At 70.7% G+C, this 14,467-nt stretch carries 16 protein-coding genes; 9 read left to right on the forward strand and 7 right to left on the reverse strand.

Annotated elements, in window-relative coordinates:
* From sucB to lipB, 4 genes are all read left to right on the forward strand, one after another.
* A partial coding sequence (gene sucB / locus E1287_RS15290) for a 2-oxoglutarate dehydrogenase, E2 component, dihydrolipoamide succinyltransferase (RefSeq protein WP_131965601.1) occupies positions 1–1,039 on the forward strand: 1,039 nt, incomplete at its 5' end.
* 173 nt (positions 1,040–1,212) lie between these two features.
* The gene (locus E1287_RS15295) at positions 1,213–2,100 is read left to right on the forward strand and encodes a TIGR01777 family oxidoreductase (RefSeq protein WP_131965602.1); all 888 of its coding nucleotides are present in this window, start codon (positions 1,213–1,215) and stop codon (positions 2,098–2,100) included.
* Between the two features lie 102 nt (positions 2,101–2,202).
* Positions 2,203–2,940 carry a peptidase E gene (locus tag E1287_RS15300; protein WP_131965603.1) on the forward strand — a complete coding sequence of 246 codons (738 nt, stop codon included), beginning with the start codon at positions 2,203–2,205 and terminating at the stop codon, positions 2,938–2,940.
* Positions 2,941–2,975: 35 nt separating this feature from the next.
* Positions 2,976–3,704, forward strand: coding sequence for a lipoyl(octanoyl) transferase LipB (gene lipB, locus E1287_RS15305; RefSeq protein ID WP_243719044.1), 729 nt, complete (start codon positions 2,976–2,978; stop codon positions 3,702–3,704).
* On the opposite strand, the gene E1287_RS15310 is transcribed toward lipB, so the two are convergent.
* Positions 3,677–4,186, reverse strand: coding sequence for a YfbM family protein (locus E1287_RS15310; RefSeq protein ID WP_131965604.1), 510 nt, complete (start codon positions 4,184–4,186; stop codon positions 3,677–3,679). The two genes, lipB and E1287_RS15310, sit on opposite strands and share 28 nt — an antisense overlap.
* Positions 4,187–4,482: 296 nt before the next feature.
* On the opposite strand from E1287_RS15310, the gene lipA reads away from it, so the two are divergent.
* On the forward strand, positions 4,483–5,409 hold the full coding sequence (gene lipA, locus E1287_RS15315) for a lipoyl synthase (RefSeq protein WP_131965605.1): 927 nt from the start codon (positions 4,483–4,485) through the stop codon (positions 5,407–5,409).
* A 48-nt stretch (positions 5,410–5,457) separates the two neighbouring features.
* Entirely contained in the window at positions 5,458–6,153 is a 696-nt protein-coding gene (locus E1287_RS15320; RefSeq protein WP_131965606.1) for a DUF4191 domain-containing protein, read from the forward strand.
* 41 nt (positions 6,154–6,194) lie between these two features.
* On the opposite strand, the gene E1287_RS15325 is transcribed toward E1287_RS15320, so the two are convergent.
* On the reverse strand, positions 6,195–6,668 hold the full coding sequence (locus E1287_RS15325) for an RDD family protein (RefSeq protein WP_131965607.1): 474 nt from the start codon (positions 6,666–6,668) through the stop codon (positions 6,195–6,197).
* Positions 6,669–6,820: 152 nt separating this feature from the next.
* On the opposite strand from E1287_RS15325, the gene glnA reads away from it, so the two are divergent.
* Both glnA and E1287_RS15335 read left to right on the forward strand, forming a co-directional pair.
* Entirely contained in the window at positions 6,821–8,245 is a 1,425-nt protein-coding gene (glnA, locus tag E1287_RS15330) for a type I glutamate--ammonia ligase (protein WP_131965608.1), read from the forward strand.
* Positions 8,246–8,349: 104 nt separating this feature from the next.
* Complete coding sequence (locus tag E1287_RS15335) at positions 8,350–8,847, forward strand: GNAT family N-acetyltransferase (RefSeq protein ID WP_131965609.1); 498 nt, start codon at positions 8,350–8,352, stop codon at positions 8,845–8,847.
* Here the strand turns inward: E1287_RS15335 and E1287_RS15340 are convergent.
* The 5 genes from E1287_RS15340 to E1287_RS15360 all read right to left on the reverse strand — a co-directional run bounded on the left by E1287_RS15340 (position 8,831) and on the right by E1287_RS15360 (position 12,156).
* Entirely contained in the window at positions 8,831–9,163 is a 333-nt protein-coding gene (locus E1287_RS15340) for a hypothetical protein (RefSeq protein WP_131965610.1), read from the reverse strand. The genes E1287_RS15335 and E1287_RS15340 overlap by 17 nt on opposite strands.
* Complete coding sequence (locus E1287_RS15345; RefSeq protein ID WP_131965611.1) at positions 9,160–9,420, reverse strand: hypothetical protein; 261 nt, start codon at positions 9,418–9,420, stop codon at positions 9,160–9,162. The genes E1287_RS15340 and E1287_RS15345 overlap by 4 nt, the downstream gene beginning before the upstream one ends.
* 130 nt (positions 9,421–9,550) lie before the next feature.
* The gene (locus tag E1287_RS15350) at positions 9,551–10,783 is read right to left on the reverse strand and encodes a helix-turn-helix transcriptional regulator (protein WP_131965612.1); all 1,233 of its coding nucleotides are present in this window, start codon (positions 10,781–10,783) and stop codon (positions 9,551–9,553) included.
* A gap of 25 nt (positions 10,784–10,808) precedes the next feature.
* Positions 10,809–11,792 (reverse strand): DUF1648 domain-containing protein, encoded by a 984-nt coding sequence (locus E1287_RS15355; protein ID WP_131965613.1) that lies wholly within the window; start codon positions 11,790–11,792, stop codon positions 10,809–10,811.
* A 22-nt stretch (positions 11,793–11,814) separates the two neighbouring features.
* Positions 11,815–12,156: a GntR family transcriptional regulator gene (locus E1287_RS15360; protein WP_131965614.1), complete on the reverse strand. Its 342-nt coding sequence runs from the start codon at positions 12,154–12,156 to the stop codon at positions 11,815–11,817.
* Between the two features lie 119 nt (positions 12,157–12,275).
* Between E1287_RS15360 and E1287_RS15365 the strand changes: the two genes are divergently transcribed.
* Entirely contained in the window at positions 12,276–14,411 is a 2,136-nt protein-coding gene (locus E1287_RS15365; protein WP_131965615.1) for an SNF2-related protein, read from the forward strand.
* Positions 14,412–14,467: the final 56 nt, after the last annotated feature.

A 14,467-nucleotide genomic window follows, 5' to 3' on the forward strand; every position in this document is an offset into this window, starting at 1 on the left:
GCCGACGCCCGCGCAGCCCGAGGCGCCGTCCGGCGACGGCCCGTACGTCACGCCGCTGGTGCGCAAGCTCGCCGCCGAGCACAACGTGGACCTGTCCACGGTGAAGGGCACGGGCGTCGGCGGGCGCATCCGCAAGCAGGACGTCCTGGAGGCCGCCCGCGCCGCCCAGCAGGCCGCGCAGCAGCAGGCCGCCCAGGCCCCGGCCGCGCCCGCGGCCCCCGCCCCGGCCGCGGCTCCGGCCGCCGCGCCGCAGGCACCCGCCGGCAGGCACGCCGCTCCCGCGCCCGCGGGCGCCCCGGCCGAGCAGCTCGCGCTGCGCGGGCGGACCGAGAAGATGTCGCGGATGCGGCAGACGATCGCGCGCCGCATGGTGGAGTCGCTGCAGGTGTCCGCGCAGCTCACCACCGTGGTCGAGGTGGACATCACCAAGATCGCGCGGCTGCGGGAGCAGGCCAAGGCCGACTTCCAGTCCCGCGAGGGCGTCAAGCTGTCGTTCCTGCCGTTCTTCGCGCTGGCGACGGTCGAGGCGCTCAAGGCGCACCCGAAGCTGAACGCGGTCATCAACGCCGAGACCAACGAGGTCACCTACCACGAGGTGGAGAACCTCTCCATCGCGGTGGACGTCCCCGAGCGCGGCCTGATGGTCCCGGTGGTGCACAACGCGGGCCAGCTCAACCTGGGCGGCCTCGCGCAGCGGATCGCCGACATCGCCGAGCGCACCCGCGCCGGCAAGGTGAGCCCGGACGAGCTGGCCGGCGGCACGTTCACGCTGACCAACACCGGCAGCCGCGGCGCGCTGTTCGACACCCCGATCCTGAACCAGCCGCAGGTCGGCATGCTCGGCACCGGCGCGGTCGTGAAGCGTCCCGCCGTCATCGACGACCCGGACCTCGGCGAGGTCATCGCGGTGCGGTCGATGGTGTACCTGGCGCTGACCTACGACCACCGCCTGATCGACGGCGCGGACGCCGCGCGCTTCCTCGCCACGATCAAGCACCGCCTGGAGGAGGGCAACTTCGAGTCCGAGCTCGGGCTCTGACCCCGTCCAGACCGCTCAGGGACCCCGCCGCCGGCCACGCCGCGGCGGGGTCTCCGCATTCCCGGCCTATGACGCGTTCCGCTGGCCAATGGACGAAGGCCGCTGACCGGAAAACGCACCCCAGAGGCTGAGAATCTCAGCAAACGGTGGCGGACTCCGCCTAGGGTGGTGTCATGAGGGTCACCATCACGGGCTCGTCGGGCCTGATCGGCTCGGCGCTGGTGCGGTCGCTTCGGGGGGACGGCCACGAGGTCGTCAGGCTGATCAGGAGGGAACCGTCCAGGTCCGACGAGGCGCGATGGTCTCCGGCGGACGGCTGCGTCGACGCGGCGTCGCTGGACGGCGCGGACGCCGTCGTCCACCTGGCCGGGGCCGGCATCGGCGACCGGCCCTGGACGAAGGCGTACAAACGCAAGATCAGGGACAGCCGCCTGGACGGCACCCGGACGATCGCGGAGGCCATCGCCGCCGCCGGCCGGAAGCCGCCCGTGCTGGTCTGCGCGTCCGCGATCGGCTACTACGGCGACACCGGCGGGCGGGAGGCCGACGAGAAGAGCCCCGAGGGGCGCGGGTTCCTGGCCGCGCTCGTCCGCGACTGGGAGGCCGCCGCCGCGCCCGCCAGGGAGGCCGGCGTCCGCGTCGTCCACCCGCGCAGCGGCATCGTCCTCGCCCGCGAAGGCGGCATCCTCGGCACCACGCTCCCCCTGTTCAGGCTCGGGCTCGGCGGCAGGCTCGGCGACGGCCGCCAGTGGACGAGCTGGATCTCCATCCGCGACCAGGTCGCCGCGCTGCGCTTCCTCATCGACCACGAGCTCGCCGGCCCGGTCAACCTGACCGCACCGAACCCGGTGACCAACGAGGACTACACGCGGGCGCTCGGCCGCGTCCTGCACCGGCCGACGCGGCTGACCGTCCCGAAGGTCGCGCTGCGGGCGGCGCTGCGCGGCTTCGCCGACGAGGGGCCGCTGATCAGCCAGCGGGTCCTGCCGCGGCGGCTGCGGGAGGCCGGGTTCCGGTTCGCGCACGAGGACGTGGAGGCGGCCCTCCGGGACGTCCTGTGATCCCCAAGAAACGTCAAAGTCGAAGCCGATCCCGTTCGATGGTCGTACGGTGACGTAGTCGTACCGTGACATTGGGCGAGCGTGGTCTACGAGGAGGATGAATTGAGCACCGACGGACAGCCGCACATCCTCGCGATCGGCGGGGGCAGCTTCGTCCCGGACGGGCGGAACGGCCTCGCGCCGAGCCCGCTGCTGCGCTACGCGTTCGACCTGACGGGCCAGGACCGCCCGAGGATCTGCTTCGTGACCACGGCGCTCGGCGACGGCGCCGAATACGTGTCCCGCTTCTACACCGCGTTCTCCGCGATGGACGCCGAGGTCAGCCATCTGGCGCTGTTCCCGATGCCGAACGTCCCCGACGTCCGGTCGCACCTGCTCAACCAGGACTTGGTGTACGTGTCCGGCGGCAGCGTCGCGAACCTGCTGGCCCTGTGGCGGCTGCACGGGCTCGACGACGTCCTGCGGGAGGCGTGGCACGAGGGCGTGGTGCTGTCCGGGCAGAGCGCGGGCGCGCTGTGCTGGCACGTCGGCGGCACCACCGACTCGTTCGGGCCGCAGCTCCGGCCGCTGACCGACGGCCTCGGGTTCCTGCCCTACTCGTGCGGCGTGCACTACGACAGCGAGCCGCAGCGTCGGCCGCTGCTGCAGCAGCTCGTCGGCGAGGGGACCCTGCCCGACGGCTACGCGGCCGACGAGGGCGTGGCGCTGCATTACGTCGGCACCGAGTTCGTCCAGGCCGTCTCCTACCGGAAGGACGCGGGCGCCTACCGCGTCGAGCCGGACGGCCCGCGGACGGCGAAGGAGTTCCGCCTGGAGCCCCGGCTACTCGCCTCCCTGTAGAACCGCGCGATTTCCAGGGCTTTAAGCTGGCTCGTGTGAGCGATGTGGACGTACGCGAGCTGGTGGTGGTGCACGCGGGGTTCGGCGCTGCGGCCGTCCCCTATGTGGAGGGCTGGGAGCTGCAGCGACGCACCCACGCCCTGCGCGTGGACGACGCGATCCCCGACACCGTCCTGCTGCTGGAGCACGAGCCGGTCTACACGGCGGGCAAGCGCACCGGGAAGCTCGACCGGCCGCTCGGCGACCCGGGCGCGCCGGTCGTGGACGTCGACCGCGGCGGCAAGATCACCTGGCATGGCCCGGGGCAGCTCACCGGCTACCCGATCGTCAAGCTGCGCGACCCCGTCGACGTCGTCGGCTACGTGCGGCTGCTGGAGCGGATGATGATGGACGTCTGCGCCGACCTCGGCCTGGAGACCATCACGGTCGAGGGGCGCAGCGGGCTCTGGGTCGCGGGCACTCCCGACCGCAAGGTCGGCTCGATCGGGGCCCGGGTGATGCGCGGGGTCGCGATGCACGGGTTCATGCTGAACTGCGACAACGACATGAGCTGGTTCGACCGGATCGTCCCGTGTGGGATCCGGGACGCGGGCTCCACGAACCTCAGCCGGGAGCTCGGCCGGGCCGTCACGGTCGCCGAGATCGTCCCGCTGGTGGAGCGCCGCCTGGCCGCCGTCCTCGGCGCGGAGGGCACGCTGCACCGCACGACGGCGCAGCTCGAAGCCCTCGCGGGCCTTCAGGATTCGGCGGCCATCACCTTGTAGACGGCCTGCCCCTCGGTCGCGGCGGCCTTGAAGAACTCCCCGAGCCCCTTGTAGGCGGGCTTGAGGAGCTTGTCGCGGGCGGCGACGTCGAGCCTGTCCGCGTCCTGGACGCCGGCCTTGCCCATCGCCGCCGGGTCGAACCGTCCGGCGAGCTTGCCGAACGGGGTCCCGGTGAGGTGGTCGGCGGCGGGCTTCACCCGGTCGGGCGCCAGGTAGATGACGTCCATGCCCAGCTCGTCGGCGCCGTCCTCGGTGAGCAGCCGCCCGCCGCACACCACGTCGGCCTCGGGCTGCCGCCCGTCCCACGCGTCGCCGGTGCAGAGGTAGTGCATCGCCTGCCACGCCCAGCCCAGATCGAACAGGACGGACGCGCCGCGCCGGCGCCATTCGGCGTCGCCGAAGACATGGCGGGCGATCCGTCCGGGATCCTGCTCACCCTCCAGCACCGGCGGCACCCTGAGGTACGACATTGCCAGACCCACGGCGGTCCTCCTGCTGACGCTGTTGCGTGACGACAGGGAGTCACATTAGAGAGATCCACTGTTGGGCATGGCCGAAACACACTGAATCGGCGGATCGGACGGGCCACTGTCATACGTTCGATATCGCTCCGAGACGCCTTTGAGCCCCACCCGGTCGAAAACCGCCCGGACGGCGGCCTTGAGGGCGGTCGCGGCGGAGCGCTGAGGGCAGGGCGGCGAGCGGTGTCGGCGGGGCGGTGAGGGCAGGGCGGCGGGCGGTGTGCCGACATCGTAGATCGCGACGTACGCTGGTTCCCGTGACGACGGTGACCCCAGAGGGGCGCAAGCTGCTGCGCGTCGAGGCGCGCAACAGCCAGACCCCCATCGAGCGCAAGCCCGACTGGATCAAGACGCGGCTGAAGATGGGCCCGCAGTACCGGGAGCTCAGCGGCCTGGTGAAGTCGGAGGGCCTGCACACGGTGTGCCAGGAGGCCGGCTGCCCCAACATCTACGAATGCTGGGAAGACCGCGAGGCCACGTTCCTGATCGGCGGCGACCAGTGCACCCGGCGCTGCGACTTCTGCCAGATCGACACCGGCAAGCCCGCCGAGCTCGACCGGGACGAGCCGCGCCGCGTCGCCGAGTCCGTCGCGACGATGGGCCTGAAGTACGCCACCGTGACCGGCGTCGCCCGCGACGACCTGGACGACGGCGGCGCCTGGCTGTACGCCGAGACCGTCCGGCAGATCCACGCCGCGATCCCCGGCTGCGGCGTCGAGCTGCTGATCCCCGACTTCAACGCCGTCCCCGAGCAGCTCGCCGAGGTGTTCTCGTCCCGGCCCGAGGTGCTGGCGCACAACGTGGAGACCGTCCCGCGGATCTTCAAGCGGATCCGTCCCGGCTTCCGGTACGAGCGCTCCCTGGAGGTCGTCACCCGCGCCCGCGAGGACGGCCTCGTCACCAAGTCGAACCTGATCCTCGGCATGGGCGAGACGCGCGAGGAGATCTCCCAGGCCCTGCGCGACCTGCACGCCGCCGGTTGCGAACTGATCACGATCACCCAGTACCTGCGGCCGAGCGCCCGCCACCACCCGGTGGAGCGGTGGGTGAAGCCGGAGGAGTTCGTCGAGCTGTCCGCCGAGGCCGAGGAGATCGGCTTCGCGGGCGTCATGTCCGGCCCGCTCGTGCGCTCCAGCTACCGCGCCGGGCGCCTCTACAAGCAGGCCGTCGAAGCACGCGCGTAGATCAGGGGGCTGTCGGGACGGGCGCCCGACCCGACTATCCTTGTATCCATGTCGAAAACGCCCACGGACGGGGCCCAGGAGCGTCCGGGCCGCCTCAAGCAGATCCGCATGGTCGCCCAGGTGCTCCGGCAGGCCGACCCGAAGGCCCTGCCGATCGTGTTCGCGTCGGCGATCGGGACGCTGGCCGTCGTCATCCTGATCGGGCTGCTCTTCGGCCAGCTGTGGTTCTTCATCCCGCTGGGCGTCCTCGCCGCCGTCGCCGTCGGCATGATCGTGTTCGGCCAGCTGGCGCAGCGCGCGCAGTACAAGGTGATCGCCGGGCAGCCGGGCGCGGCCGCCGCGATCCTGAAGAACATGCGCGGGAACTGGACGGTCACCGAGGCGGTCAGCGGCAACCGCAACCTCGACATGGTGCACCGGGCGGTGGGCCGCGCCGGGGTGGTGCTGGTGTCGGAGGGTCCGCGCAACCGGGTCGGGCAGCTCCTCGGCGCCGAGAAGAAGCGCCTGTCCCGCGCCGCGCAGCAGGTGCCGATCTATGACGTCCAGGTCGGCGACGACGAGGGCCAGATCCCGGTCGACAAGCTGCAGCGGCACCTGATGAAGCTGCCCCGCAACCTCACCAAGGGACAGGTGGCCGAGCTGAACGACCGCCTCCAGGCGCTCCCCCGGTCGATGCAGATGCCGAAGGGCCCGATCCCGAAGGGCGCGAAGATGCCCAAGGGCCCGAAGCCGAAGATGCGCTGACGCTTGAAGCGCCCTCCCGCCGGAGGGCGCTTTTGCCATGCTCAGATGTTCACGACAGCGGTGTTGCTGGCCCGATCGTGCAGGCCCCTGTAATCCCTATCCCAGATCAGCGCGGGGACGATGAGGACCAGCAGCAGCGTCCTGGCCAGCGCCCAGACGAGCCCCACCGGACGCCCGTCCAGCCGGGCGACGCGGATGCCGCACAGCCGCTTGCCGATCGTCACGCCGATGAACGCGGTCAGCAGCCACGCCTGGATCGCGAAGATCACGAGCGTCCACATGCTGCGCTCGGCCGGATTCCAGCCGAGCGACCGCGCGAGCAGGCTCGCCACCAGCATCGACAGCCCCCAGTCGACGAACAGCGCGACCAGCCGCCGGGGGTAGGACGCGACCGCGCCGCTGCCGCTCTCCGGGAACCCGATCCGCTCCCCCGGCTTCCCGAGATCGACCCCGGCCGAGGGCGCCCCGCCGAGCCACGTCTGCGTCCAGCGCGGCCCGCCTTTACCACTGCTCATGGGGCCTACGCTATCCCGTCCCTCCGCAGGCCCCGACCCGCCCCCGACTGGGCTGCCGCTGGACGCGTAACACACCGGAAACATATGAGACACGGCCGGGAAACGGCGCCGTCCTAGCCTGCCAGGAGCCGAGAAGCGCTCAAGGAGGCCGGATGTTCAGCAGCGCCGATGAGGTCCTGAGCTACATCAGGAACGAGGGTGTGCGATTCGTCGACTGCCGGTTCGTGGACCTGCCGGGCAAGATGCAGCACTTCACGTTCCCCGTCGAGAGCTTCGGCGAGAGCGTCTTCACCGAGGGGCTGATGTTCGACGGCTCGTCCGTCCGCGGGTTCCAGGAGATCCACGAGTCGGACATGCTCCTGCTGCCGGACCCGTCCACCGCCGTCGTCGACCCGTTCCGCCAGCACAAGACCCTGAACCTGAACTTCTTCGTCCACGACCCGCTGACCGGCGAGCCGTACAGCCGCGACCCGCGCAACGTGGCGAAGAAGGCGCAGGACTACCTGCGCGGCACCGGCGTCGCCGACACCTGCTACTTCGGCCCCGAGGCCGAGTTCTACATCTTCGACGACGTCCGCTTCGAGACCAAGGCGAACGCCGGGTACTACTACCTCGACTCCGTCGAGGGCGCGTGGAACACCGGCCGCGAGGAGCCCGGCGGCAACCTCGGCGCGAAGCCCCCGTACAAGGGCGGCTACTTCCCCGTCCCGCCGATGGACCACTACACCGACCTGCGCTCGGAGATGGTCTCGCAGCTCCTGGCCTGCGGCATCCACGTCGAGATGCAGCACCACGAGGTCGGCACCGCCGGCCAGGCCGAGATCGACTTCCGGTTCGACACCCTCCTGAAGACCGCGGACCAGCTCCTCCTCTACAAGTACATCGTCAAGAACGTCGCGCGCGCCGCCGGCAAGACCGTCACGTTCATGCCGAAGCCCATCTTCGGCGACAACGGCTCCGGCATGCACTGCCACCAGTCCCTGTGGAAGGACGGCGCGCCCCTCTTCTACGACGAGGTCGGCTACGCGGGCCTGTCCGACAACGCGCGCTACTACATCGGCGGCCTGCTCAAGCACGCCCCGTCCCTGCTGGCGTTCACGAACCCGACGGTGAACAGCTACCACCGGCTCGTCCCCGGCTATGAGGCCCCGGTCAACCTGGTCTACTCCCAGCGCAACCGCTCCGCCTGCATCCGCATCCCGATCACGGGGTCGAACCCGAAGGCCAAGCGCGTCGAGTTCCGCGTGCCGGACCCGTCCTGCAACCCGTACCTGGCCTTCTCCGCGATGCTGATGGCGGGCCTGGACGGCATCAAGAACAAGATCGAGCCCGCCGAGCCGGTCGACAAGGACCTCTACGAGCTCCCGCCGGAGGAGGCCCGCGCCATCCCGCAGGTCCCCGGCAGCCTCCCCGAAGTCCTAGAGGCCCTCGAGTCCGATCACGACTACCTCCTCGAAGGCGGCGTCTTCACACCCGACCTCATCGAGACCTGGATCACGATGAAGAACGAGTTCGAAATAGACCCCATCCGCCTCCGCCCCCACCCCCACGAATTCGAGCTCTATTACGACATCTGAGCAGGTGTCTGGCGCTTGGTAAGATCTCGCTAGCGGTAAGAGCCTCCTGAGAGCGATCTCAGGAGGCTCTTTCGCGTTTCAGCCCGTACTTGCCAAGGACCTTCATGCCTGACCTGACAGTTCGCCTCGCCGACTCGGCCGACCGCTCCGTTCTGGAGCGCCTGTGGCTGATGTTCCAGCACGACGTCTCGCAGTTCCGCGGCCTGCTGCCCCGTCCGGACGGAACGTTCCGAAGCGAACGCCTGCATGCCGCCTTCCATGACCCCGACTGGGCCGCGTATCTGCTGAGCAGCGACGCCAACCCTGTCGGGTTCGCGACCGTCCGGGGGCTCAAGGGCGAGAAGCGGGTGCTGAGCGCTTTCTTCATCGTCCGCGGCGCCCGCAGGACCGGGCTCGGGTTGCGAAGCGTCCAAGAGGTGATCACCAGGCACCCGGGGGCTTGGGAGGTCGCCTTCCAGGACGAGAACGTCCCGGCCGTCCGCTTCTGGCGCCGCGTAGCCACCGAGATCGCGCCGGGTGCCTGGACCGAGGAACACCGCCCGGTCCCGTCCCGTCCTCAGTTCCCGCCCGACACCTGGATCTCCTTCACCGCCAGCGGGTGAGGAACGGCACGCGGCGGCGTCTCCGAGAACGGATCTCCGGGAGGCGCGCGGCCGTGACGAAGGGCGCGAGTCGGGTGGATATCTCCAGGCACGCCCCGGTGAGGTCGTGGCAGGGGGTCAGCGGGTCGCCGGTCGAGGAGATGAACCATGGCACGCCGCCCACCCCGGCCTTGACGCTGATGCTCTCGCCGATCCTCGGCAAGGACGGGGAGACCACGCGCAGCAGGGGCGGGGTCTCGTCGTAGCGGGGCAGGCAGGACCATCCGGCGAAGGCGAGCGCGTCGGCGAGGTCGTCCAGGTGGCGGGCCGGGTTCATTCGCCCCGCCACACGACGGCGCCCGTGGACGCGTCCCGCCACGCTTCGCCGACCGTCCGCAGGTCGACGTAGGCGGCGGTGCCGTCCGGCGCGAGCGCGACCCGCCGCACCTTCCCGGACGCCCCCTCCTCGAACCCCCGCAACGCGCGGTGCACATGCCTGATGGCAACGTCCCGATCGTCAGTGACGCCGCATTGGCCCGCGTTCACCGTGAACACGTCCCATGCGAACAACTGATTGTTTTCCGGCGTGCGCACTCTGCCCTCCAGAACGTAGTGGGTTCGTCACGGAGAGCTTGGTGCCGGTGATGTGGGGTGAGGGGCACGCTTCGCGCCCGCAGGTGGAGGGGTGCGAGGTGCGCCCCTGATGCCGGGGTGCGGGGTGCGGTCAGACGGGGAGGTCGAGGAGGTGGGCGAACGTGCGGGCGCGGCGGTCGATCATGGGGCCGCCGTGGTCGACGGCGTCGGACGCCATTTGGCGTGCTTGGGGCGAGTAGTGCACCGAGTCGTTGCAGACGGGGTAGGCGCGTTCGAGCCAGTCGAGGGTGGCGGAGTAGTCGCGGCGCTGGTGGTAGGTGCGGGCCGTTTCGACCATGAGGCGGGCGCGCCGTTCGCGGCTCGGGATGGTGTCGGGGTCGATGCGCTGGGCCTCGTCGCGGGCGGCGGAGGATTTGGAGAGGTCGGCGCGGACGGAGACCGCGTGGACGGCGACGTTCGACGTGCCGAACTGCGTCCACGGGTGGTGGTAGCCGGAGGGCAGGCGTTCGGCCGTGGCCTGGGCGTCGTCCAGGTGGCGGAGCGCGTCGCCCTCCCGGCCGTCGCGGGCGCTGGTCGTGGCGGCGTGGAGTTGGAGGGCGCCATACATGGCTTGCAGTTCGATGGGGCCGTCTTCCAGGCGCGGCTTGATGATGGCCGACGCCTCGGTGACGAGGTCGACCGCGCCGTCGAGGTCGCCCATCGAGCGTTGGACGATCGCCAGGGTCCAGGCCGCGCCTGCCAGAGGTATCGGTTGGTCCGCGGCGTGGGCGGCGGTGAGGCTGCGGTCGGCGACGACCCAGATCAGTTCGGGTTCGGCCGCCCAGACGATCTCGTGCTGGACGAGGGCGTAGACGTCCGAGAGCAGGGCGTTTGCGGTTCTGTATTCGTCGGGCTGGCGCGCGGCGACGCGGGCGTCGCGGAGGAGGGCGGGAAGGACGCGGCCGACGTCGGTGCGGTGGGTGGGCGAGCCGTGCCACAGTCGCCATGCCTGCGAAATGCGGGCGGAGAGAGTGGGGATGTCCACATGTGATGCCGGGGCGGTGAGGAGGGGCTCGCGGACGGCGTCGCGGATCGCCGGGATCGCCCCGTGGGGAATGCGGGAGAACGAGGCGAGCGGGATGGACGCCGCGTCGCCGAGATCCATGTCTGTTCCGGCGAGTAGGGCGACGTCGCCCACGCCGAGCGCCTCGGCCAGCCTGACCAAGGTGGGGAGGCGGGGCGGGAGGCGGCGGCCGGTCTCGATGCCCTTGAGCCAGGACGCGGACTTGCCGACCAGCCCGGCGAGCGTGGGACGCGTGAGGCCCTTGCGCTCACGGAGGACCTGAATGCGCTCGCCCGTGGGCCTTCCCGCCAGATCGTCCATGAGTCCAGGCTAGGCGCAGGTTTCGTCAGCGGGGGGTGTGTTCGCGGAGGGTGTTGAGCAGGGCCGCGCCTCGGTCGGCGTCGTCGACGCTGACGACGAAATCCCGTCCGGTGCCGGTCTGTCTGACCACCAGGCAGGGGCCACCGCGTAGCATCAGGACGGTGTGGTCCGGTGTGATCCGGTAGCCCCACCCGCCGACCTGGGTCGGCCGGAACTCGGCCTCGTACGCCGAGACCACGCGGTCCAGCGGGATGCGCTTGGCCGGAAGGCCCGGCAGGCCGAGCCGCACCTGCAGCCCGCGCTCGTCCACCAGCACGCGCACCGAGGTGAGGGCCGACAGGACCAGGGCCGTGAACAGCAACGAACCGCTGATCATGAGCACGAAGCTGAGATCCGGATCCTCCTCCGTCACCAGCGGGCCCATGCTCGACAGGGTGAGGACGCCGCCGGCCCACGGAATCCAGCGGTTGTGGCAGTAGCCGATCCATACCGTGCGCTCGTGCCTGTCCAGCGGGATCCGCGCCGTCTCCGGCGGCTCGGCTCCCTCTGGCCGGTGGTCCGGGCCGCGCGAGCCCGCCCAGTAACCGAAGGTCCCGCCGAGCAGTAGCGCGGTCAGCACCAGCACGACGTGCCACCAGGGAATGGACGTCTCACGCCAGTCGGTCGCTCCCGCGTTGACGGCGATGGTGGAGTACTGGATCGCGCCGAAGAAGCCCAGGCCGCCGCCCAGCACCGCGCCCATCGAGCCGCGCAGCATCCGGCGCGGCCACCCGTAAAGCCCGATCCCCAATGCGATCGCGCATGCCACGAGCCAGGGGACCGTCCCGGACCCGCGAAGGTCCGAGGACGGAACCCACCGGTCGGCCTGGCCGTTCGGCCCCCAGTGGACGGCGATCTTGTCCGGCAGCGCGTCCCCGAACATGTCCGGGAGCGTCCACAGCAGCGCGGCCCCGGCTCCGGCCGCCGCACCGACGACCACCACCGGCCACACGTATCGTCCTCTGCCCATCGCTCTCAACTCCCGGACGCTCTCAGGCGGTCTCGATCATCTCGACCAGTTCGTCCCGGGACAGGCCGAGCCGGGCGGCCTCCGCGACGATCTGCCGTACCTGCTCGGTGAACTCCCCGTACTCGGGACCGGCCACGACCCGGATGCCCCGGCCGCGGCGGAACTCCAGCAGGCCCTCGTCGCGCAGCTGGCGCAGGGCGCGCAGCACGGTGTTGGGGTTCAGGTCGAGCATCGCGGCCAGGTCACGCGCGGGGGGCAGGCCGCCGCCGACCGCGCACTCTCCCTCGGCGATGGCACGCCGGATCGCCGAGGCCACCTGCTCGTGCAGTGGCCGCGGATCACCCTTCGGCAACCTCAGCAACATGGTGCTAATGAAGATAGCACCATGTCGTTCAAGCGTCACCCCCCGGCATAATCGGCGAAGCGCGTCACAGTCGGAGGGCGCTGGCATCATGTGGCTGGACCTCCGGACGAGGGAGCGGGATGACGGACGAGCCCAAGGGCGTCCTGCGGGACGCTCACTCGCTGCTGGGTGCCGCGCGTGACCTGCTGGCCGATCATCGGCGGGCCGTGTCGGAGGTGCAGAGTGCGCTGAAGCCGTTGCGGGTGGAGGCGGCGCGGGCGCAGTTGCGGGCGATTCCGCTGGCTCGGCTGAAGGACGTCACGGACGGACGGCTCCGGCTCGGGCCTTTGGAAGAGGCCGGGTTCGCGAGTGTTGCCGATGTGCTGGAGGCGACGCGGTACCGGCTGCAGCTGCTGCCGGGGATCGGGCCGCAGACCGCGCAGCAGCTCCACGCGGCGGCGGGCGGGCTGGCGGACGCGGCCGAGCAGTCGGTGGGCGTCCGGATCGACGTGGAGCGGCGGGACGAGGTGACGACGCCGCTGGTCATCGCGTTGCACCGGCTGGTGAACGCGGGGCCCGAGCTGCCACGTGCGCGGGCCGCCGCTCAGGAGGTCGAGCAGCGGTTCGGGCCGCTCGTGCGGGACGCGCGGCCGCTGGCTTCGTGGTGGCGGAAGATCTTCGCGCGGCCGTCGCGGCGGGAGCGGGCGCGGGAGGCGGTCGATCAGCTGGCGGAGGCGTTGCGGGTCGAGGAGGAGCGGGATTCGCGGCTGCTGATGTCGCAGGGCTCGGTCGATCTGCTGCGGCCTGCCGTTTCGGGCGATGAGGCGTGGATCGACTTCGAGTTGCGGGCCGCTGACTATCAGACCCTGCTGGCCGATCTCGCGGCGCTGGTGCCCGAGCGGGAGGCGGCGGAGGGGTTCCTGCCGGGCGATCTGGCGGCGCGGGTGAAGAGCCAGCCGCTGGACGACGGGTTCCGGCGGGTCTCGCTGCGCGGGTACCAGTCGTTCGGGGCGCGGTTCGCGCTCGTCCAGCGGCGGGTGATCCTGGGCGACGAGATGGGGCTGGGGAAGACCATTCAGGCGATCGCGGCGATGGCGCATTTGCGGGCTCAGGGGGCGACGCATTTTCTTGTCGCTTGTCCAGCGAGTGTGTTGATTAACTGGGTGCGGGAGATCGAGTCGCGTTGCACGCTGGCGGCGCACCCCCTGCACGGGTCGGGGCGGCAGAGCGCGTTGAAGAAGTGGGCCGAGGACGGCGGGATCGCCGTTACGACGCTCGCCACGCTCCATTCGCTGGACGTGCCGGAGCACGTGAATCTCGGGATGTTCGTGGTGGACGAGGCCCATTACGCCAAGAATCACGAGACGCGGCGTGCTCAGGCCGTCGCGTATTGGTGCAAGCGGACGGAGAATGTTCTCTTTCTGACCGGAACGCCGATGGAGAACCGGGTCGAGGAGTTCCGCAGTCTGGTCGCGCATTTGCGGCCGGAGGTGGCTAAGCAGATCCGGCCGCATGACGCGGCGGTGGGGGCGCGGGCGTTCCGGTCGGCGGTCTCACCGGTCTACCTGCGGCGCAACCAGCGGGACGTGCTCGTCGAGCTGCCCGAGGTCGTGTATGTGGACGAGCTGGAGGAATTCAGCAGGGCCGACGCCAGGGCCTATCGGCGGGCCGTGGCCGAGGGCAATTTCATGGCGATGCGCAGGGCCGCTTATGCCGTCCCGAAGAAGTCGGCGAAGCTCGACCGGCTGGTGGAGCTGGTCGAGGAGGCGGCGGCGAACGAGCTCAAGGTCGTGATCTTCTCCTATTTCCGGGACGTGCTGGCCGCCGTCCAGGCCGCGCTGCCGAACGCTCGCGGGCCGATCTCGGGTGACGTTCCGCCGGTGAGACGCCAGGAACTCGTCGACGCTTTCACCGCCGCCTCTGGCCACACCGTTCTTCTGGCGCAGATCCAGGCGGGCGGGGTCGGGCTGAATCTGCAGGCCGCGTCCGTCGTGATCATCTGCGAGCCGCAGGTGAAGCCGACGATGGAAACGCAGGCGATCGCCCGCGCCCACCGGATGGGGCAGGTGCGGACCGTCCAGGTCCACCGGCTGCTGACGCCCGGCAGCGTGGACGAGCGAATGCTGGAGATTCTGCAGCTCAAGACCAGGCTGTTCGACGAGTACGCGCGCCGGAGCGATCTCGCTGAGCGGACGCCGGACGCGGTCGACATCTCCGAGCAGGCCCTCGCGCGGCAGATCGTCCAGGAGGAGCAGGAGCGTCTCGCCGCGTCCTGAGGAGCGCCGCGTCTTGAGAGCGTCGCGTCCTGAGCGTCGCGTCCTGATCGGGGAAG

The organism is Actinomadura sp. KC06 (genome assembly GCF_004348735.1).
In the GTDB taxonomy this organism is placed as follows: domain Bacteria; phylum Actinomycetota; class Actinomycetes; order Streptosporangiales; family Streptosporangiaceae; genus Spirillospora.